The sequence below is a fragment of the Virgibacillus oceani genome (assembly GCF_014638995.1).
Taxonomy (GTDB): Bacteria; Bacillota; Bacilli; order Bacillales; family Amphibacillaceae; genus Virgibacillus_E; species Virgibacillus_E oceani.
Map to the genome: position 1 here is coordinate 1 of NZ_BMFR01000005.1, position 21,995 is coordinate 21,995.

At 39.4% G+C, this 21,995-nt stretch carries 20 protein-coding genes; 4 read left to right on the top strand and 16 right to left on the bottom strand.

The window, feature by feature from the left end; genetic code table 11:
- Positions 1 to 122: 122 nt before the first annotated feature.
- Positions 123 to 1,448 (bottom strand): xylose isomerase, encoded by a 1,326-nt coding sequence (xylA, locus tag IEV74_RS08060; RefSeq protein ID WP_188454869.1) that lies wholly within the window; start codon positions 1,446 to 1,448, stop codon positions 123 to 125.
- Positions 1,449 to 1,697: 249 nt separating this feature from the next.
- Between xylA and IEV74_RS08065 the strand changes: the two genes are divergently transcribed.
- The gene (locus IEV74_RS08065; RefSeq protein ID WP_188454870.1) at positions 1,698 to 2,306 is read left to right on the top strand and encodes a YesL family protein; all 609 of its coding nucleotides are present in this window, start codon (positions 1,698 to 1,700) and stop codon (positions 2,304 to 2,306) included.
- Positions 2,307 to 2,521: 215 nt separating this feature from the next.
- Here IEV74_RS08065 and IEV74_RS08070 read toward each other — a convergent pair whose 3' ends face one another.
- Positions 2,522 to 3,094 (bottom strand): TetR/AcrR family transcriptional regulator, encoded by a 573-nt coding sequence (locus IEV74_RS08070; protein WP_188454871.1) that lies wholly within the window; start codon positions 3,092 to 3,094, stop codon positions 2,522 to 2,524.
- A 186-nt stretch (positions 3,095 to 3,280) separates the two neighbouring features.
- On the opposite strand from IEV74_RS08070, the gene IEV74_RS08075 reads away from it, so the two are divergent.
- Positions 3,281 to 4,753 (top strand): DHA2 family efflux MFS transporter permease subunit, encoded by a 1,473-nt coding sequence (locus IEV74_RS08075; RefSeq protein WP_188454872.1) that lies wholly within the window; start codon positions 3,281 to 3,283, stop codon positions 4,751 to 4,753.
- Between the two features lie 366 nt (positions 4,754 to 5,119).
- A complete protein-coding gene (locus IEV74_RS08080) occupies positions 5,120 to 6,082 on the top strand; it encodes a nucleoside hydrolase (RefSeq protein ID WP_188454873.1) in 963 nt (320 codons plus the stop codon).
- Between the two features lie 180 nt (positions 6,083 to 6,262).
- Here the strand turns inward: IEV74_RS08080 and IEV74_RS08085 are convergent, their stop codons facing one another.
- The 4 genes from IEV74_RS08085 to IEV74_RS08100 all read right to left on the bottom strand — a co-directional run bounded on the left by IEV74_RS08085 (position 6,263) and on the right by IEV74_RS08100 (position 11,183).
- Positions 6,263 to 7,873, bottom strand: a complete 1,611-nt coding sequence (locus tag IEV74_RS08085) for a glycoside hydrolase family 43 protein (RefSeq protein ID WP_188454874.1) — start codon at positions 7,871 to 7,873, stop codon at positions 6,263 to 6,265.
- Between the two features lie 15 nt (positions 7,874 to 7,888).
- Positions 7,889 to 8,710, bottom strand: coding sequence for a carbohydrate ABC transporter permease (locus IEV74_RS08090; protein WP_188454875.1), 822 nt, complete (start codon positions 8,708 to 8,710; stop codon positions 7,889 to 7,891).
- 15 nt (positions 8,711 to 8,725) lie between these two features.
- Positions 8,726 to 9,604 carry a carbohydrate ABC transporter permease gene (locus IEV74_RS08095; RefSeq protein ID WP_188454876.1) on the bottom strand — a complete coding sequence of 293 codons (879 nt, stop codon included), beginning with the start codon at positions 9,602 to 9,604 and terminating at the stop codon, positions 8,726 to 8,728.
- A 271-nt stretch (positions 9,605 to 9,875) separates the two neighbouring features.
- On the bottom strand, positions 9,876 to 11,183 hold the full coding sequence (locus IEV74_RS08100; protein ID WP_188454877.1) for an extracellular solute-binding protein: 1,308 nt from the start codon (positions 11,181 to 11,183) through the stop codon (positions 9,876 to 9,878).
- 138 nt (positions 11,184 to 11,321) lie between these two features.
- Between IEV74_RS08100 and IEV74_RS08105 the strand changes: the two genes are divergently transcribed.
- Positions 11,322 to 12,494: an ROK family protein gene (locus IEV74_RS08105; protein WP_188454878.1), complete on the top strand. Its 1,173-nt coding sequence runs from the start codon at positions 11,322 to 11,324 to the stop codon at positions 12,492 to 12,494.
- A 132-nt stretch (positions 12,495 to 12,626) separates the two neighbouring features.
- On the opposite strand, the gene IEV74_RS08110 is transcribed toward IEV74_RS08105, so the two are convergent.
- From IEV74_RS08110 to IEV74_RS08155, 10 genes are all read right to left on the bottom strand, one after another.
- Positions 12,627 to 12,842, bottom strand: coding sequence for a DUF2922 domain-containing protein (locus IEV74_RS08110; RefSeq protein ID WP_188454879.1), 216 nt, complete (start codon positions 12,840 to 12,842; stop codon positions 12,627 to 12,629).
- Positions 12,843 to 12,874: 32 nt separating this feature from the next.
- On the bottom strand, positions 12,875 to 13,096 hold the full coding sequence (locus IEV74_RS08115; protein ID WP_188454880.1) for a DUF1659 domain-containing protein: 222 nt from the start codon (positions 13,094 to 13,096) through the stop codon (positions 12,875 to 12,877).
- A gap of 125 nt (positions 13,097 to 13,221) precedes the next feature.
- Positions 13,222 to 14,274: a galactitol-1-phosphate 5-dehydrogenase gene (locus tag IEV74_RS08120; protein WP_188454881.1), complete on the bottom strand. Its 1,053-nt coding sequence runs from the start codon at positions 14,272 to 14,274 to the stop codon at positions 13,222 to 13,224.
- A gap of 32 nt (positions 14,275 to 14,306) precedes the next feature.
- Positions 14,307 to 14,453 carry a hypothetical protein gene (locus IEV74_RS08125; protein WP_188454882.1) on the bottom strand — a complete coding sequence of 49 codons (147 nt, stop codon included), beginning with the start codon at positions 14,451 to 14,453 and terminating at the stop codon, positions 14,307 to 14,309.
- A 132-nt stretch (positions 14,454 to 14,585) separates the two neighbouring features.
- Positions 14,586 to 15,617 (bottom strand): zinc-binding dehydrogenase, encoded by a 1,032-nt coding sequence (locus IEV74_RS08130; RefSeq protein WP_188454883.1) that lies wholly within the window; start codon positions 15,615 to 15,617, stop codon positions 14,586 to 14,588.
- A gap of 54 nt (positions 15,618 to 15,671) precedes the next feature.
- Positions 15,672 to 16,931: a galactitol-specific PTS transporter subunit IIC gene (locus IEV74_RS08135; RefSeq protein ID WP_188454884.1), complete on the bottom strand. Its 1,260-nt coding sequence runs from the start codon at positions 16,929 to 16,931 to the stop codon at positions 15,672 to 15,674.
- A gap of 91 nt (positions 16,932 to 17,022) precedes the next feature.
- Entirely contained in the window at positions 17,023 to 17,310 is a 288-nt protein-coding gene (locus tag IEV74_RS08140) for a PTS sugar transporter subunit IIB (RefSeq protein ID WP_188454885.1), read from the bottom strand.
- Positions 17,311 to 17,312: 2 nt separating this feature from the next.
- Complete coding sequence (locus IEV74_RS08145; protein WP_188454886.1) at positions 17,313 to 17,795, bottom strand: PTS sugar transporter subunit IIA; 483 nt, start codon at positions 17,793 to 17,795, stop codon at positions 17,313 to 17,315.
- Between the two features lie 25 nt (positions 17,796 to 17,820).
- Positions 17,821 to 19,875, bottom strand: a complete 2,055-nt coding sequence (locus tag IEV74_RS08150; RefSeq protein WP_188454887.1) for a BglG family transcription antiterminator — start codon at positions 19,873 to 19,875, stop codon at positions 17,821 to 17,823.
- Between the two features lie 664 nt (positions 19,876 to 20,539).
- Complete coding sequence (locus IEV74_RS08155; protein ID WP_308418984.1) at positions 20,540 to 21,889, bottom strand: glucose-6-phosphate isomerase; 1,350 nt, start codon at positions 21,887 to 21,889, stop codon at positions 20,540 to 20,542.
- Positions 21,890 to 21,995: the final 106 nt, after the last annotated feature.

The window sequence follows — 21,995 nt, forward strand, 5'->3', positions numbered from 1 at the left end:
TTTAAGCAAATTGTACCTTGATAACTAAATATTTATTTATTTTCTTCTTGACATCTTACAGCAGGTCTCATTCCTGGACTTGCATGGCAGTCGATTTAACTGCTATTTCAGTCCGGCCAAAATTATTCCCCAGCATAAGCTCTCAACAAATACTGATTAATCGTTGCTTTAATTTGTTCCAACCTTCCTGATTGATGTTTGATTTCTGTTAATCCTAATGCATGTTCTTCCAACTTATGAAAATCCGTTTTCCCTTCAACGATATCGAGACCGATACCTTCGTTGTAGCTGCTGTAACGATCTTCCAATATACTATCCAATACTTTATCATCAACTAGTTTTTGAGCAACTTTCAATCCAACTGCAAAGCTATCCATTCCGGCAATATGTGCATGGAACAAGTCATCTGGCTCAAATGAACCTCTTCTGACCTTCGCATCAAAGTTCAATCCACCACGGCCAAGTCCACCATTTTTAATAACTTCATACATAGCTAGTGTTGTGGCGTACAGGTCTGTGGGAAATTCATCGGTATCCCACCCAATTAGTGGATCGCCCTGATTAGCATCAACAGAACCTAGCATATTGTTTACCCGTGCATAGCGAAGTTCATGTTCAAAGGTATGACCCGCAAGTGTTGCATGGTTTGCTTCAATATTAAATTTAAACTTATCTTGAAGTCCATAATTTTGTAAGAAAGCAAAACCGGTAGCTACGTCAAAATCATATTGATGTGTCGTCGGCTCTTTTGGTTTTGGTTCAATTAAAAATTGCGCATCAAAGCCGATTTCTTTTGCATAGTCAACAGCCATATGGAAGAAACGGCCCAGGTTATCCATTTCCAGTTTCATATCTGTATTTAAAAGTGTTTCATAACCTTCACGACCACCCCAGAATACATAGTTATCTGCACCTAACTCCTTACCTATCTCCAATCCTTTTTTCACTTTAGCCGCAGAATATGCAAAGATATCTGCATTGTTGGAGGAAGCTGCACCATGGATAAAACGTGGATGTGTGAAATTGTTCGCTGTATTCCAAAGTAATTTTGTTTTACTATCTTTCATGTAATCCTTCATCATGCTGACAATCGCATCTAAGTTTTGATTCGTCTCCCTTAAATTGCTTCCCTCTGGCGCAATATCAACATCATGGAAACAGAAAAACGGTACATCCAGTTTTTCAAAAAGTTCAAATGCAGCCTCCAGACGTGCTTTAGCCAAATCCATTCCGGTAAATTTATCCCACGGACGGACCATCGTACCTGCACCAAATGGATCTGAGCCATCCATTGTAAACGTATGCCAGTATGCTACACCAAATCGAAGGTATTCCTCCATTGTCTTTCCACCGATTTTTTCATGTGGATTATAAAATTTAAATGCGTATGGATTCCTTGATGCTGCACCCTCGTATTTGATTTTGCTGATATTATCGAAATAAACCATCCATATACCTCCTGAAAAGTTATAAAATATAGTTATCCATTCATGTAACTGCTTTCATAAATTTATTATAGCAACACCAACTTAGTTTGTCTATTGTTTAAACTAAGTTTATAATTATTATATGTACTAGTTTTAGTAGAGTTTAGCAAAGAACGAATCTACCAAAACTATTTGTTTATAACCTTAACACTGAAGTATAATAAACCATGCAGAAATACGTACGAACTTAAGGTAAGGAGGTTTTATTTCATGAATTCAACAGGTGGAGCGATCTATAGTTTCCTGGAATGGATAACCCGCTTTGCATACGTGAATCTATTATGGATATTGTTTTCACTTCTGGGGGGAATTGTACTTGGCTTTTTCCCCGCTGCAATAGCGATGTTTTCCATTGTTCGCCAATGGATAAAAGGAAATACTGATATCCCAATCATGAAGTCTTTTTGGGAATTTTATAAAGCCGACTTTTGGAAAAGCAATCGGCTGGGTTTGTTTTACGCAGCTATTGTTGTGATTATCACTATTGATATATTTTATATTCAAGTAAACCATGTATTAGACTGGAGAAATATTCCCCTATTTGCATTTATGCTGCTGATTGCTCTGTTTACGTTTTACGTTTTTCCAGCCTTTGTGCATTATGATTTAAACGTCCTTAGCGTGATGAAAAATGCTCTCTTAATCATGTTAATTAGTCCGGTCCACAGTATCCTAATGACCATCAGCATTGTATCCATTTACTTGATCATACAGGTTCTCCCGGCATTGGCATTTATTTTCGGCGGAAGCATCTACGCTTTGATAACGATGGGACTCGGCTATCATGCCTTTATTAATGTTGAGAAAAAGCAAGCCTAGAAAAAACACCCCCATAAAAGGAATCGGGTAACCGCTCGCTTAACGCGTACAAAATGGTTCCCCCCTTCTCCCATTACTTACTGCGGAATATCACCAGCACTCTGTTCACAGATAAGAATTTATAATCCTTGTTAAACAGTACTCATTGTAACTGAACATGAAGGGTAGAACAGGTAAACTAAGACCCGTGCATACAAATGGCAAAAACCTGGTAGTTACTTGGGAAGATCATTGATGTTATTTCGATACACTCTGTTAATTTGTTCTGCCAAATAGCTTGGACTATAAGGCATCCCTTTCTGTATCCACCATGTTACAATGCCAAAAGTTGAGGAAGCAATAATTTCAATTGGAACTTGTGACGTGTGTTTTTTCACCTTTCTTGTTTCGCGCCTGATGGAAACGATCCCAGTGATTATTTCAAATAGTCTTTTGCGAAACCCCTTGTTCTCAATCATTACATTAAATAGTACGGCATTTTCATAAATATGCTCTAAAAACGAAACAATGGGTTGTGTGACGATCTCCTGATTTTCCCGGAAAAGCGGATGTATCTTTCTATTTAACTCATCAAGCACTTCATCCACCATTTGCTCTTTTAATTCTTCAATATCATGATAATGCAAATAGAAAGTGGCTCGATTTAATTCTGCACGATCGGCTAATTTCTGAACCGTTAATTTACTTTGATTCTCATTTTCCTGGAGCAGTGAAATAAGCGCAACCTTAAACATTCGTTTTGTGCGAAGAATCCTAGGATCCACCTTTTCCTCCTTGTTATTAGACATTTGATCACTCCTTTGACTATAATCCCGCTTCTTATCGACATATTCTTATAAGATGTCAATTACTATACATTTTTTAGGAAAATGTAAATGGATTTTTCATCTTTCGCGTGGTAGTATCTATTTTATTGACAAGATATCAATTAATTAACAAAACGTCAATTAAGTAATTGTGAAAGGATTTTGAAAATGAAACATCCAATCAATAAAAAGATTCTTATGCCCGTTATGCTTTTGGGCTCTTTTTTATCCATATTGAACCAAACAATATTAAATGTTGCCTTACCAGATTTAATGAATGAATTTGAGATTGGTGCGACAACGGTTCAATGGCTGATCACTGGATTTATGTTGGTAAATGGAATTTTGGTGCCGGTGACTGCCTTTTTGATGAAACGATTTACAACAAGGCAATTATTTCTCAGTTCCATGGCTTTCTTGTTTGCAGGTACTTTTATCAGTGCCATTGCACCAGGGTTTGAATTTCTCCTAGTTGGACGATTGATTCAAGCAGCGGGGGCAGGGATTATTATGCCTCTCTTAATGACGGTTGTTTTTGTTGTGTATCCAAAAGAAGGCCGCGGAACTGCCATGGGTTTCATTGGGCTAGCGATGATCGTTGCACCAGCCATTGGTCCGACTTTGGCAGGCTTTGTCATCGAACAGTTTTCATGGCGCTGGATCTTTATTGGTATGCTGCCACTAGTTGCCATCGTCATTCTGTTATCTTTAAAGTTCCTGGTAAATGTTTCGGAAACATCGAAAGCAAAACTCGATCTCACTAGTATCATTCTTTCAACAATCGGTTTCGGTGGTTTACTGTTTGGGTTGAGCAATGCAGGAGATAAAGGCTGGGGAAGCGCTGAAGTGTTAATTTTTATCGCTTTGGGTATTGTTTTGCTATTCCTTTTCTGCAGGCGTCAGATCATGTCGAAGGATCCTTTGCTTAATTTAAGTGTATTCAAAGTTCCAATGTTCACGACAACGACAATTATCAGCGTTATGGTTATGTTCGTCATGTATGCAGATATGATTTTATTGCCGATTTACCTGCAAACCAGCAGAGGCTTTTCCGTTTTGGATACTGCTTTGCTGTTACTTCCAGGCGCATTAGTGAATGCATTGTTGTCACCGGTAACTGGACGGATATTAGATAAATTCGGACCAAAGCCTATCGTGATTGTCGGTTTATGTTTCTTGATTCCTTCCATTTGGGGTGTAACGCATTTGACTGATGCAACAACGTACAACTATTTGATGATCCGAACGGTTTTCTTACGTATTGGGCTAAGTTTTCTGACAATGCCGCTAAATACCGCTGGATTGAATGCCCTTCCGAATCATTTAAATTCTCATGGGTCAGCTGTTACGAATACAGTCCGCCAACTTGCGGGTTCAATTGGAACGGCAATGATTATCACGATTTTCACAAGCAGAACAAATAGTCATGCTGCACAAATGGTGGATACAAACCAAGCGCTGTCACCATCTCAACTAGCTCAGAAATCCTCAATACTTGGTACAAATGATGCTTATCTTTTTATGCTGGTTTTAGGGATAATTGCTCTTGTTGTCACAGTTTTTATGCGCAAGGAAAGGAGCAGTGAGCAAGAAGAAGCCATTGAGGTAAAAAAAATGAAGCAGCCAGCGGAAGGACGATGATGGTTTGAAGGTGCAGTCGGTTGCATTTCCCCTCCCCCTACATTTAGGAAGACTGCGGGAATCCCCATCCCACCTGACTAACTTGCTGTAATAATACTAAAACGAACAGGAACCATAACAACATGGTTCCTGTTCGTTTTAGTATTATAGGCTTCAAGTGTAAAGTTATCACTAGCCCATTCACAAATAAAATCTTTTTCGGGTAATTTCCTCCATCATTACACTAATTAAGTGAACTATAACAGGGCCAAATACACATTAGCGAGTCAAATCATTTAACCATTTTTATTCTATAGAAGACCCTTAAGCGGACAAACAAACAAGCATACCTCTTCTTAATTCATAAGGTAAGTTGAGGTGAAAAATATGAAAAAGATAATCTTATTTGCCGATACAGGCATTGATGATGCAATCGCGTTGATCTACGCACTGAAGAATCCTGAGATAGATTTGATTGGAGTGGTCAGTGGCTACGGAAACATCAATCGGGAAAAAACGTATAGGAATGTCGAGTACTTGCTGGAACTAGCAGGTCGTACAGATATTCCAGTCATTGCTGGTGCTACACGTCCACTGAGTGGTGAAGAACCTGTCTTTTTTCCTGAAATTCATGGCATTGAGGGACTAGGACCGATTGATCCGCCAATCCCTGAAGAACGCTATCAGAATCGAACGAATTTCAGTAAGCTATTCGGTTTGATCAAGGACAATCCTAATGATTTGATAATCGTTAATGTCGGACGATGCACTTCACTGGCAATTGCCCATTATTTAAGTCCTGAAGTGATGGAAAATGTAAAAGAAACCTATTTGATGGGTGGAGCTTTTCTCGAACCTGGCAATGCATCCGAAGTAGCAGAAGCGAATTTTTTCGGCGATCCAATTGCAGCTGATTTCATTTGTCAACATGCCGTTAACCTCACAATCGTTCCATTAAATGTGACAAGAGACGCATTATTGACCCCAAGAGAAGTCGATCTCATTGATTCCCGCTCAGATTCACCTTTGGAGGAATTAATTAAACCAATCTTGGATTTCTATTATGAAGTCTATCAACAGCTTGAGCCTGGTATACCTGGAGCACCATTGCACGATTTGGCCGCTTTAATGGCTGCTCTAGATATAAGCGGATTGTATTCTTACAGCAAACGAGAGGTGAGGGTGGAACATGAGGGTAACCTCACATACGGTGAAAGTATCGCTGACTTCCGGGCACGCTCGAGTGATTGTTATGGACCAAATTGTACACGTATCGCCTTAGGAATCAATCAAAATGTCTTTGTCACGAACGTCTTTGAGATCTTAACTAATGATCAACGAACTGGCTAATTGGTTGCCTTTCCTGCTTACAGCTGACGTGGCAAAGTTTTATAAATGCTTGTGTACGTTTGAAAATATATTTTGAACACATTGGTTGAATATTAAAACAGGGTACAAATCTACATTCGATTTGTACCCTTAATTTATATGTTTATTATTTTACCAACGGCCCCTGTAGAAGTGTTAGATTTAACTGTTTTCTTTATATAGGAAATAATCGAAATCAGCATATTTACGCTGACCGGACGTATCCTGGCACTGCATGCCGACAAAAGCACCCGTAAAGAAGCCCCCGCCTTGAATGTAATCATCAGACAGCTTATATGATTGGAACTGCACAGGAATGGCTGTCCAGTTTTCACCATTAAACGAATAAGCATACTCGTACGTGTTTGTCCTGACGTCCACACGGAGATAAACATATTCCACATCATTTGGAATAACGATTTCTTTTCCTTTAAGCGGCTGATCAAATGTAAAGTTATCACACGTCATGAGTTCCAGAATTCTGCCCTTCTCCTCATGCCAGGAAATTTGAAGGGATGTCCAGTTTTGCGTATTGTAATAGTTTACTAGTCCCGCTGATTGCTGGAATGTATCGGGTCTGAACGCTACTTTTGTCTCAGCGGTAAAATTAAAATGCTGCCAGCGTCTCGCTACAAAGCTTTGGGTAAATTTTGATGTCAGTGATTCTTTTCCATACAACCGCAAATGACCAGAATTATCTTTTAATGAAACGATATCTTCTCCCAATGGAATACGCAATGTTTGGAAATGCAGGTTCAATGTTTCAGTATTAAAATCATCCTTTTCATCATAGTCCCTTTCCCATTTCACTGCTTCTATTGCTGGTCCTTCTATTTCAAATGCTGGTTGGTTGCCGCCAACAACATATGGCCAATCGTTTTTCCATTCCAATCGCTGAATTGCCGTTTCTCTCCCAAGTGGACAATATCCCCGTGGATCTAATAAAGGTTGCCCTTCCCTAGGCAGTGGACGCCCTGTCAAATGGACTAAAAACCACTCATCTGTATGCGTTTGAACGATTGAAGCATGCCCCGCTTTTTGCAGCGGATTTCTTGGATATGGGAATGACGTGATTAATGGATTTTCCGGATGAACTTCATATGGACCCCTTAAGTCTCTAGAGCGTGCAATTGTTGCCTGGTGATCATATTTTGTCCCGCCCTCTGCTGTTAAAAGGTAGTAGTAGCCATTCATCTTATATAAATGTGGAGCCTCCGTTAATTTTATATCCGTTCCTTTAAAAATAGCTTCCGGCTTCCCAACAAGTTTTTCCTCTCCAACACTATATTCCTGAAGGACAATCCCATAAAAATTATGGTGACCAACACGGTGATCCCACAGCATGTTTACTAAATATTTTTTTCCATCATCATCATGGAATAAGGACGGATCAAAGCCTGAACTATTTAAATGTACGGGCTCCGACCATTCCCCATCAATCGTGTCACATGTAACAAGGTAATTATGGCTATCCTTCCACTGACCTTCTGTTACCTTAACATCCGTATAAATAAGCCAGAACTTGCCATCGCTATAGGAGAGTGCCGGTGCCCAAACCCCACCAGAATCCGGGTTTCCCAGCATATTTAATTGGCTTAAACGGTTTAGTGGCCGTGAAATTAGCCGCCAATTTTTTAAGTCCTTTGAATGGTAAATGCCAACTCCCGGAAACCATTCAAACGTGGAGACTGCAATATAGTAATCTTCCCCCGCACGACAAATACTTGGATCCGGATGAAAACCTGTTAATATCGGATTTTGAATCATAGTCATTTTTTATCCACCTTTCTATCCTTTCACAGCACTTGACGAAATACCTTCAACAACCTTGTTGCTGAAGAAAATAAACGCAAGCAGTATCGGTATGATGCTAATAATGAGTGTTGCACCAATCGCTCCCCAGTCCGTCATATACTGTCCAATGAAATTTTGAATCCCAACAGTCAGTGTTTTATACTCGTCAGAACTAATGAATGTATTAACAAAAACGAATTCATTCCAGTTATAGATCATGTTAATAATGACCGTCGTAGATATTACCGGTGCAGTCATTGGTAAAATGATCCGGAAAAATAACCGGTTGATCGAGCAACCGTCAATGATAGCCGCTTCCTCAATTTCACGTGGCAATGTGTAATAAAATCCTAGCAAAATCATCATCGTAATTGGCAAATTATAAGCCGTATACGTTATGACAATGGATAACGGGTTATCGATTAAGTTTACATTTAGGAACATGTTGAATAGCGGAATTAACGCAGAGTGAATTGGTATCATCAGACCAACCATAAATAAACCTAATACAAACTTATTCAGCTTCCAGTTCATTCGGGTAATTGCAAATGTAGCCATGCTTGCCAGCAGCACAGTTAAAATAATTGCCAATCCCGTAATCCAAACACTATTGAAAAAATAAACACCTATTCCGCCTTCCCAAACCTTCTGGTAATTTTCCCATCTAAATTCTGTCGGTAAAGCAAACGGTGACCCGGAAAATATCTCACTGTTATCCTTTAATGAAAATAGGAAGAGCCAAACAATCGGAAAAACCTGAAACAAGGCAATGATTCCAAGGCATAGGTATAGAAACGCATATCCCAAGCGACCCATTCTCTAAACCCCTTTCTAATACTGTATTTCTTCTTTAGTGGCAGTTAATTTACGAATAATAACGGTTACAATTAACGTAATAACTAATAACAAGAAGCCAATTGCACTACCATATCCAAAGTCATTACTTGCAAATGCCAGCTTATACATATACGAAGCCATTACCTCACTAGCCCCATTCGGTCCGCCGCCAGTCATTACATAAATCAAATCGAAATATTTTAACGAACCTACAATCGCAAGTACGATAGTTACCTTAACAACACCCATAATTAAAGGAAGCTTGATTTTGTAAGCAATTTGAAAAGCAGATGCACCATCAATGCGTGCAGCTTCTATTAATGACCCCGGAATGTTTTTCAATGCCGCATAATAAATCAAAATGTAAAAACCGGCATATTGCCACAAAATCGGAACAAATATTGCAAATAGCACAAACTTAGGTTCAGCTAACCATGCTGGCGGACTATCGACCCCAAGTGACATCAAGATACTGTTTAACATTCCGTTCGTCGGATTAAATACCTTTATCCAAAGCTGTGCAATCGCAACAGAAGATAAAAGCATCGGAATTAAATAGATTTTTCTAAGCAGGTCAGACCCTTTTATTTTAGACGCCAGTATCATAGATATTGCTAAATAGATTACTAAACTCAGTGTTGAAAAGATCGCAAGTAACAGGGAATGCCATGCACTATCCCAGAACTTAAGATCCCTTATTGCATTACTATAATTCTCTAAGCCAATGAATTTCATGGCCCCGATACCATCCCACTCCATTAAGCCATAGTATCCACTAAGAATTAATGGAATGAATATAAGCACACCTACTAATAGAAGTGCTGGTAAGACGTATAAAGCGATCACTAACTTATTAGACATAACTTTATTCATAGCTTCAACCCCCTGTCCATATAAGAAATAAAATTTTTCATTTTAAAATAAATTCTATTGTACGAATAGCGACTATTTGTAATCGCTTACTATTTATTTAATCACAACCCCTCATAATAAAAAAATCTCACATCTTTTCTATATTTTTTAGAATATCAAACTAAACCTTGTTTGTCCAGTGGATAAACTAAGTTTTGACAGACAGATTAATATAATAAAAGAACACCTCAACTTAGTGAAGTGTTCTTTTGATAGATTCGTCTATTTAAGCTTATTCCTCGCTTGCAAGGGCTTCCTCATGTTTCTTAGTAAATTCCTCTGGGGAAACCTCTCCCCCAAACAATGCTTGAATTTGATCCAAATGTACCTGTGCAACATCAGGACTCATTTGAACGTCAGCAAATAATGTAATATTGCTTGCAGAATTTAAATCGTTCAATACATCAAGATACAAATCTGGAAGTTCAACTTCTTCACTATTTACTTTGGTTGCCGGAATCACACCAGCTTGGGTTACAGATTTTTCTCCCCATTGTTCTGCAAAATATTTAACAAATGCTTTCGCCTCTTCTTTTACTTCCGAATCCTCTGAAACAAATAATCCGACTCCAGGACCACCTACAAAACTAGTCATATCCCCATTCCCGCCAACAGTTGGGAAATTGAAGTAACCAACAGAATCTCTAAATTCCTGTGGTACATCTTCGTTTGTAGTATAGTTAGGCAAATCCCAGGTAGCAATTAAATACATCGCAGCCTGCCCGTTCATAAACATGCTTTTAGCTTCCTGATCGGCAAGGCCGTTAAATCCTTTGATAAAAGCTCCCATATCTACTAATTCCTGGACTTTCGCAGCCGCTTCTGTAAGAGCTGGATCTTCAAAAGAACCTGAACGATCAATAGCACTGTTTAATACATCTGCTCCACCAATTCGATCAGCTAGATACATATACCATAAAGAACCTGTCCAGCGATCTTTATTTCCTAATGCAATTGGAGCAACACCATTATCTTTTAATGTAGAAATTACATTTTTCAGTTCTTCATATGTTTTTGGAGCCTCTACGTTATTTTCTTCAAAGATTTTCTTATTATAAAAAACGGTTGCAATATTTAGCTCAAGCGGAAGGCCGTACGTTTTGCCATCGACTTGATATGCCTCTGTTGTACCGGATACAAATTGATCCTGTAATCCATCTTCCAGAATATCGTTTAACGGTGTAAACATGTTCCCATCAACATATGGTTCTAAAAAACCTGCTGGCCAAGTCATACCAACATCAGGAAGTTGATCTGAGGATGACAATACTTTTAATTTATCCTTATATTGTTCATTACTTAAAACTTCAAGGTCCACTTTTACATCTGGGTTTTCTTCTTCAAAGCTAGCAATGATTTCATTTACAATTTCGTAATGGTCCTTTGAACTGCCTTCTGGCCATAGATGCATAAACTTAATCGTTTTAGCATCATCAGAGCCTGACGCCGAACTTTCATCGTCCGATCCGGAGCAGCCTGCTGCAAACAAAAGTAAGGCAAAAATAGCAACCAATGATGTAATCGCTTTCTTATTTCTCATTAACTAAAAACCCCCTTAGTATTATATTGCACATTAATCATACCAAACCAAACTTTGTTTGTCTAGTGGGTAAACTAAGTTTATTCTGCTATCATTATTTGCTATAATAAAGAAAAAGGGAAAGAAATGGAGATAGCTATGAACCAAACGTGGAACCAATTTGTTGTTAAAAAAGGAAATAAGTCTCTTGTTCTGAAAACAATTAAAGAAAAATCCCCTATCTCTCGTGCAGATGTCGCCAATCAGACTGGACTTAATAAAGGAACCGTATCTTCTTTAGTAAGTGAACTGCTTGAAGAACAACTGCTTTATGAATCTGGACCTGGTGAATCCAGTGGTGGAAGAAGACCTGTTATGCTGCTGTTTAATCAAAAGGCTGGCTATTCTATCGGCATTGATCTAGGTGTTAATTATTTACTTGGTGTATTAACTGACCTTCAAGGGAACGTTTGCAATGAAAAAAAGGTTAAATACAGCCAATTATCGTATGAGGAAATTAAAACTAAGTTAGTTGATATTATCGACTACCTTATCTCCTCCGCTCCTCCAAGCGCTTATGGAATTATAGGAATTGGTATTGGTGTGCCAGGTACAGTTAACATGGACGGTGAAATAGTGGTAGCTCCTAATTTAGGCTGGCGAAATATAAACTTACAGAAGGTCCTTGAAGAAAAATACGAACTACCAGTTATTATTGAGAATGAGGCTAATGCCGGTGCTTACGGTGAAAAGAAATTCGGTGCAGGCAAAGACCTTGATAATATTATTTATGTAAGTGCTGGAATAGGGATTGGTGTAGGCTTGATACTTAACGGAAAACTTTATAAAGGCAGCAACGGGTTTTCAGGAGAATTGGGACACATGACAATTGAAGTGAATGGCCCTAAATGCCGATGCGGGAATGAAGGTTGCTGGGAATTATATGCCTCGGAAAAAGCTTTGCTTACGAATGCGCAGCAATTAGGAATAAAAATACCATCAAGTGAGGAAAATGCCTTGGAATTCCTAAATCAGCTTGCAGAAAGTGGCGACACGGAAACATTAGCCTTATTTAATAAAATCGGTGACTACTTAGGGGTAGGAATCAATAACATCATCAATATTTTTAACCCGCAGCAAGTAATTATTGGCAATCGATTAGCAACATCGGAAAAGTGGCTTCGGGAATCATTAAATAATAGAATGTATAATCAAATACTCAAATTTCACCATAAAGATTTACAAATTAATTTCTCCAAGTTATCCACACATGCGACCGCATTAGGAGTTGCAGCATTTTCTGCTGAGAATTTCCTGAAGGTAGAAATGTAAGGGAGCATAGTGGGACAGGGGGTCAGGTGGGACAAGGGGTCAGACCCCCCGTCCCGCAAAAAACAGACCCGGCAGAAACTTTCTGCCGGGTCTGTTTTTATTAGAACAATTTCCCCAATTCACCTTCAACCCCTATGCCAATTCCACATCTGTTACATTGCGTTCCACAATTCGAGCACTCTTTATTGATACAAGATCGCCGCCTGATGATGTGAAAGCATTTTGTGCCATAATTTCATCCATTGCATTCTTTACAGCGGCTGAATCTACCGGCTCGACTGGATTATCTAATGAATACGTAACAGTCTTCCCGTCCTGGTTCACAAATTTAAGCTCTAGCTTCTTCATTGTCAGTCCTCCCTTCTGTTATTTTCGTAATACTAACCTTGAATTTCGGAGCTGTCTTCACGTTCAATGCTGTAAAGCGGGCGCTCCTGCAGTGGTGCTACAGCTTGTGCAATTGCATATAGCTGATCAGCCGTTGCTTCAGTCTTGACATTGTTGAAGCTCTTTAATTTAAAAATTTGTTTACCTGATTCTGGATCAATACCCTCGTCCAGAATAAGCTGCAACGTAGATTTAATAGTTTCTGCTACTGCCATGTTTATCCCTCCCTTCACCAATAAAATCGATGAGGAAAGGATAAAAAGTGGCATGAGTATGTATAATTATTTTTGGCTGGCAATTTTTTGGGACAAGGGGTCTGACCCCTTGTCCCGCTTCATCCTTATCCTAATTCCGGATAAAACAGCACTTTCCCAAAAGCGCCGTTCCTGTTTATGATTTTGTGGAATGTTTCGGGGCCTTGTCGTAATTGTAAGCGGTGGGAAATAATCGGCTGAACATTTAGTTGGCCAGTGCTCATATAATGAACAGTCGTGCTCCACTCTTTGCCGGGGAATGGGCCGGATATTGCATTCCATGAACCTAATACGATTAATTCATTACGGACAATTTTCTCAAAGTAAAAGCGTTCGATTGTAATATCGGCATAAGGGATACCCATAAATACTACCTGGCCGCCTTTTTTTGGCAATGCAAATACCTGAGCGGAGGTAATTGGTGATCCGGCTGATTCGATCGCAACATCCACACCGCGACCATCCGTCAATTCCATCAATTGTTCATGGGCAGGTCGTTCTTTTGAATTGATGAGGACATCTGCACCCACTTCCTTGGCCACTGCAAGCTTATCATCGTCAATATCAATCGCATAGACAGTTTTCGCACCGAAAATTTTTGCCCATTGGACCGCCAATAATCCAATATTACCGCATCCCATTACGGCAACCTCCGACCCTGGATGCAGGTTCGTATGGTACAATCCGTGCACAACAACCGCTGACGGCTCCACCATCGCAGCCGTGTCAAAATCAACATTATCTGGAATTGGAACAACATTTTCTGCAGGTAGCTTTGCGAATTCCGCGTAAGCGCCAGGATGATATGCCCCCATAACATGAAGTTTTTCGCAGCGCGCCAATTCTCCTTTTTTACAGCTCGCACATTTTCCGCAACAAAAAGCAGGACAACCGGCTACTCTGTCTCCTACTTTTACATTCGTAACTTCTGAGCCTGTTTCTATAACTTCCCCGGAAAATTCATGTCCAAAAATGGTTCCTTCTACATATGGTCCGAGCTTTCGGTATCTTGATAAATCAGAACCGCAAATGCCAACTGCTTTCACCTTTATGATGACATCGTCCGCATTTTCAATATATGGTTTATCCGCTTCCTCAAATCGTATATCCTGTTCGCCATAGAGCTTAAGGGATCTCATCTCTTTCACCCTTTCCATATTGCAATGTCTTGTTAGTTAGTTGATTCCTTTTTCTTGGTAAAAATTTTTACAAGTACTGCTCCTAATACAATAGAATTAAAGATTAATTGATGTTCAAAGTAAAATTGACTTATAGATCTGAAGGGTCCAATCATAAAGTCTATTAATGTCTCGACCATTTTCATCCCTCATTTCTAATAATGGATGGGGTCTTCCCCATTAGGGCATGACCCCCAAAAACCGAATAGCTCGCAGTGGGGATTCCGCCCGAAATTGCCCCACTTGTACCAATTCAGCCTCTCATATCACTTTTATTCTGCAGGAGTTAATAAGACTTTAATTGCTTCGCCGCTTTTGATAGCCTGATAAGCTTCATCCCATTGAGAAATGTCAAATTCATGCGTCACCATTGCTTTTGCATGAACACGTCCATCGTTCATCAGCGCTAATGACGGTTCCCAATCAGCTGACTTTTGACTCCTGGTGCCGACAACCCGGATTTCTTTTTGAATAATTTTCTCCAGATCAAATGGAATTTCAGGCTGTGCAAAAAGTCCGACCTGTCCGTATTGTCCTTTTTTGCGTAAAAGATCAAGTCCCTGCTTGGCTGCCGGAACTGCGCCGGAACATTCAAAGACAACATCAGCACCATAGCCATCTGTCAAACCATTAACAATTTCCTTAATATCTTCTTCCTGCGTATTAACGGCATAGTCAATCCCTAATTCTTTTGCTTTATCCAAACGGACTTTATCATTTGTTAATCCAGAAATAAGAACCTTGGCACCGCGGCTTTTCGCAACCTGTGCGGTAAATAGCCCAATCGGACCGGGGCCAATGACAACTACAATGTCACCATCATTAATTTCCGTTTTGGAAACAGCATGATGGGTACAAGCTAATGGCTCAGTCATTGCGGCAGATTGATAGTCAACATTTTCCGGGAGCAAATGAACACTCTCTTTACGTGCAATTAAATATTTCGTAAACCCGCCATCCTGTTGTGTGCCAAGACCTTTACGATGGTTACAGAGGTTGTAATCACCGGACTGGCAATAGTCACATTCACCGCAAATATAGAAGGTTGTTTCCGACGTTACCCGGTCACCTGGCTTAAATTCGGTAACATCTTCGCCGACATCAACGACTTCACCAGAAAATTCATGCCCTAATGTCACCGGTACACCTACTTTGTAATGCCCTTCATACGTATGAATATCAGATCCGCAGATACCAGCGTATTTCACTTCAATTTTCACCTGGCCATTTCCAACCTGTGGCTCTTTTTTATCCTGAATTTCTAAATTTCCAAATCCGTGCGCTGTTTTTACCAGTGCTTTCATGTTAAACTCCTCCTGTAATCTGTTAAAAATTCTAGTGCCTAAAGAGGAAATAGGTTAATTAAATAAAGAGAAGATCTTATAGATTACCCAGTTAACGATATTACCGCCTTGGTCTATACTTGAAATCTGTGCAGACCCTTCAGGCATATCAAAGTTTGTTGCTTCGGCCATTTGTGTAAACAATGGGGCTACATCTGTTGCGACATACAATGAAATTGCGATCATAATCGTACCGACAATAACAGAATGAACGATGTTACCTCTTGCAGCACCGACAATGAATGCGACAATAAACGGTATCGTTGCCAAGTCTCCAAAAGGAAGCACAGCATTTCCTGGAAGAATAACTGCCATAACAACTGTAATTGGAACAAGGATTAATGCAGTTGAAATTACCGCAGGATGTCCCAATGCAACCGCTGCATCAAGTCCAATATAAATCTCTTTATCACCAAATCGTTTGTTTAACCATTCTCTAGCCGATTCCGATACTGGCATTAAACCTTCCATTAGAATCTTAACCATACGAGGCATCAATACCATAACCGCTGCCATCGCCATACCAATTTCAATAATGTCGCCAACACTGTACCCAGCTAATGCACCAATCGCGGCACCAAGGAACAAGCCAATGAAAATCGATTCACCGAAAATACCAAAACGTTTTTGAATGGTATCTGGGTCTGCATTCCAGTTCTTTAATCCAGGTACCTTTTGAATTCCCTTTACCAAAAACATCCCCGGCGCATAGGAGATGGTACTGCCTGTCGCGATAGAAACGCCTGGCAAATCATAGAATTCACTCATCATCGGTGCTGTCCAGTCAGCAACTTTAAGACAAACGATTTGGAATAATACCCCTGCGATCAGCCCTTGAATAATGCTGTCTGAAATCGCATATACCATGGCAGCCATGAATGTATAATGCCAGAAATTCCAAATATCCACGTTCATTGTTTTCGTTGTTTTTGTCAGAAGCATGACAACGTTTACAACTAATCCGAGCGGAATAATAAATGCCGCCACAACAGATGCCCAAGCAATGGATGACGTTGCCGGCCATCCCACATCAATGACATTTAGTTCTACCCCCAGCCTGTCGACCATGCCCTGTGCTGCGGGTCCTAAATTGAGAACAAGCAAATCAATAACTAAGAATATTCCGACAAATGCAACTCCAATAGTCAAACCAGAACGAAACGCCTTACCCGGTTTTTGGCCAAAAAATAAACCTAATAAAAAGATAGCGACTGGCAGAATTACGGTTGCACCTAAATCTAAAAAGGCTTGAATAAAATCCACAAATCCCTGCATGTCTTTCTCCCCCTTACATGTTTTGTAAATGCGGCTGTCTATTAGGTTGCCAATCACCTAAAGACAGCCTGATCATATGTCTTATAAACTACTACTTTTTAAGTTCTTCCAAGATCTGTTTCTTTGTATCTTCAACACCAATTCCAGTTAAGAATGAGCGTGCATTAATCACCGGGAAAGGATATTCCTTTTTCGTCATAGCAGTAGTAACTAATAAATCAGCAGTTTCAACATAACCGCCAACTTCAGCAATCTTAATTTGAACTAAATCAAGGCTTAGGTTATTTTCTTTAGCCATTTCTTCAATAGCACCGTTAACAACTGTTGATGTTGCAATACCAGCACCACATGCTACTAATACCTGTTTCTTTTTAGACATCATCACTCACCTCCTTCAAGTGCAAAATCCAGCTTTTCCGCTAATAGATTTTTAATGTTTGTTTTGCTTTTTTCATTTGCCAAATAGTTTAGTGCTGCTGCATTCTGAAAGACTTTCATTAAACGCTGCAGCAATGCAAGCTGGTCATGCGCCTGATCCATCGCCAGCATAAAAACGATTTTGACAGGTGTTGTTTCATCCGGATCGCCCATAACTCCAAACTCCACCGTGTCCTTTAACACTGCAACACTAATCGTTTTTTGATTTACATGTTCAACATCTGTATGTGGAATTGCGACAGAGACACCAGTCGTTGGCAGGCCCGTTGCAAATTCTGTTTCTCTTGCTATAATCGCATCAATGAAACTCATCTTTACAAGTCCCTTTTTCGCCAGATTGCCTCCCATTACATGCAAAACATCTTCCCTCGTTTTGGCTTCTACATCCAGCAGAATAATAGATTCATCAAAATAAATAGTACTCATCCCCTGCACCCCTTGTCTAAGTTGTTCAATCGTGCGAATAGTTTTTAATGACTGCGTATATTTCCTTAGCTGAAGCTGCATGAACCAAAGCATTTCGGTCTTTTTCTGTTCCGGCAAGCTTCATCAATTGCATTAATGCCTTCAAGTGCTGCTGTTTATCAACCGCCGCAATAACAATGACTACATTGATGGAATAATCCTCGGTAAAGCTGACACCTTCTTCTAATTGCAGAAGACTCATGGAAACCTCATTTACTCCCTCGTCTGGTGCGGCATGTGGAATAGCTATATGTGGTCCAATTACAATGTACGGATCCCGGTCGTAATTATTTATCATTGCATCCACATATTCCTGCTTAATGCATCCGCTTTCAATTAATGGCTTTGAAGCCGTTTGAATTGCCTGTTCCCATGTGGCAGCCGATTGTTTTCTCGTGATCGTGTTCGGTGTTAGTAAGTCACTCAAATTTATAGCCGGACTATCTGCTGGTTGTTTTTTTACAGCAGCAGTGTCATCCCGATTAATGTAGCGGAATAACTCATTCGATAGCTCCTGTTCATTTTCAATCGCTGCATGATTTTTTACGATTGCGATCAAATCATCTACATTTATGTCAAATGGAATATATCCGTGAAGCTCCAGCATGACCTGTTTTCGCAAGCGATGCTTCTCTTCCCGTTCCAAAAACGAATTTGCAATAAATAGCTTTTTATCCGTTTCCAGAGACATTGGTGAAAAAACAATATCATAATCAAATGTATACGTTTGAAATTCCCTTACCGATAAAGAATCAAGAAAAACAAATTCCGGAAATAATTCTCTTAATTCACTAAACATCAATCGCGAAACAGATACACCTTTAGGACAAACTACAATTGCTTTTACCTTCTCCTGCAGGCTGTCTCCCTGCCTTGTCAGCCATCCACCGATTAGCATGGTCAGGTACGTGGTTTCACTTTCAGGAATTCTCATGCCAATTAATGCTGCCAATGGCTGCGTTGATTTTTGAACCAAATGGTGCAATGCTAAAAATTCCTTGCTCACAGAGTCCTGAACATGATTGATTTCTGTTAGATGATACTTAATCCGGTAATATGCAGGCTTCACGTGAAGCAGCAATTTATTAAGCAGCTGCTCTCTGTCTTGTAAAAAAACACACGCACTTTTTTCAAATAAACGCAGCATATCATCTAATGCCTGCAATAAGTTCGGTATCGCTTCCTCGGTTAAATACTCCGACCAGTAGACATTTGTCGTCAGCAGGTGCAATGTAATAAATAACCGTTCCTCCATCGGTATATCATCAAAATCATACAAGATTTCTTCTGTTGCCAAATATTCTTTTGTATCCGATAGTTCCTCATATTTAATGTAAAACGAAGTAATTTTTTGACCGTTTTTAATTCGCTGTAAAACTAGTGTCAAAGTATATGGCATTGTTTCGATTTTCTCGTCGGTAAATTTCAAATTCAATTTGTTCTCGACTTTGGTAATCCGCTTTTTTAATTCATTAATTTCCGCTTCCTTAATACCAGCTAATCCGCGCAGCCTTCTTGCACCGTTTTTCAGTTCAAGAATTTTGTACGTTACATGAATAAGCAGCTTTCGAACTAAAAATTCTTTCCCTTCCATAACGTATCCCAATCGTCTTGAATACCGGATTGTTAAATCATAATCAGCTACATAATCCTGCGCACGCTTCAAATCACGTAGCACTGTATTTTTACTAACATCCAGTTCACTTGTAAAATGATTTAAAGAAAGTTCTTCATTACTTAAGAGCATCATGATAATCGTATAAACTCGCTGCTTTTCCGAAAGAATTTCTAACTCTGCCGGTTCACCAGTATGGTCGTTATTCATTTTCGTAAAAATAGTCTCGTCAATAATAAACTGACCTTGGCGTGTTCTTTCGATTGCCGGAAGATTCTTGCTGATCAGCCAATCGTTTATTTTATCGAAGCTGTAACCAAGCTTTCTTCTGGTCAAGTCATACTTTTTCTCAATATCCTTGCTCGTAATACCCGGATTCATCATAAGTTCTTCTAAAATTTTATTGCTTCTGGCATCAAGATTCATGATAACCCCTCTTTCACTATTTATTGTATCACCGCAATTTAGATAAATGGATGCGTTTTCATCGCAATGGATTGAGTTTATTTTGTACATCATTGTGATTTGCATTCGAAAATTCTGATAACAAAAACATAAATTTTATTGGTATTGCTGAATTACATAACTATAAAATACTGTTATAAACAAAGGAATAAATGTAAAGGAAAAGGTACTAAATATTTACTAGAAGGAAAAAGAAAACAACGGAATCTCCAGTCTTTACTGAAGTTTCCGTTGTTTTTACGATATATTAACACTGGTTCTAATGATCGCTTTTGCAACACTCGTTGTAACGATTACAGAACGAAAAAAAATAGACCTCCCTGAGTTTAGCAGCCGGGCGAGGTCTATTCCTTACTTGCGCTGACCCCTCTTGAAGGGGAGCGATTTATTGCTGACCGGAGATATTGACGTATCTTCAGTATTTATTTGTTTATGCTTTTTTCTTGTCTCTATGTTTATATTATAACTAGAAAAAATGGTTTGCAAACAAAAAAATATGTGATTATTTTTGGTAGCTTGATTACACAGATCTCCTTAATCATGGCAGAATACAAACCTACTTCAAAACAATATACTCCATACATTAATTTTAAAAATGCTATGATCTACATACTTATCAACTTCCCTACAACCGCTTCTCCAGCGCTTCCTTCTCCGCTTCAAACCCAGGCTTCCCTAAGAGCGCAAACATATTCTTCTTATATGCCTCCACCCCAGGCTGATCAAACGGATTTACTCCTAACAAATAGCCGCTCATTGCACAAGCTTTTTCAAAGAAGTAAACCAAGTAGCCGAAAGTGTACGCATCAAGTGCCGGAACTTCAACCACTAAATTAGGAACCCCGCCATCCGTATGGGCAAGTAATGTTCCCTGGTATGCTTTATCATTTATTTCATGAATCGTTTTCCCTGCTAAATAGTTAAGCCCGTCCGAATTTTGCTTATCTTCTTCTAAAGTCATTTTCTTATTCGACGAAGTTACACGCAATACGGTTTCGAACAAATCTCTTCTTCCGTCCTGAATGTATTGTCCTAATGAATGAAGATCTGTTGTAAAGTTTGCAGAAGCTGGGAAAATACCTTTTTGATCCTTCCCTTCACTCTCACCAAACAATTGCTTCCACCACTCGGCAAAATATTGAAGCTGTGGTTCATAATTAATTAGCATTTCAATCGTTTTCCCTTTGCTGTACAGGACATTTCGAACCGCTGCATATTGATATGCTGCGTTCTTTTCCAATGCAGGTTCCGCAAAATCATTCATCGCTGCTGCTGCCCCCCGCATCATCTCATCAACAGAAACACCACTTACTGCAATTGGCAATAAACCAACAGCAGTCAGGACAGAATAACGGCCGCCGACATCATCCGGAATTACAAACGTTTCATATCCTTCCTCATCCGCAACAGATTTTAATGCACCTTTTTCTTTATCAGTTGTCGCATATATTCGCTTACGGGCTTCCTCTTTCCCATATTTTTCTTCAAGGAAATTGCGGAAAACACGAAACGCAATTGCCGGCTCCGTCGTAGTACCGCTTTTTGAAATGATATTAATGGAAACATCTTTATTCTCAAGCACATCAAACAGTTCGCTCATATACGTTGAGCTCATATGGTGGCCAACAAAGATAACTTGCGGCACATTCCGCTGTTCTTTAGATAGCAAATTTTGAAAAGAATGATTCAGCATTTCAATTGCAGCACGTGCACCTAAATAGGACCCTCCAATTCCAATAACAATCAGTACGTCGGAATCATTTTTAATTTTTTCAGCACTTGCCTTAATGCGGGCAAATTCCTCTTTATCGTAATTCTCCGGCAGATTAATCCATCCTAAAAAGTCATTCCCTGCACCTGTTTTATTATGTAATGCATCATGAGCAGATTGAACAAAGCTGCTAAGATTATCGATTTCTTTCTGGTTGAAAAAGCTTAGTGCTTTATCGTATGTGAATTGAATGTGTGTCATTATGATCCTCCCAATTGGCAAAATTTTTAAGTGTTATGATATTGCCTATTTTATCATTTATCAAATCCGATTGGTAATGATGAATCCAGGAAGTATGTATTCCGATAAA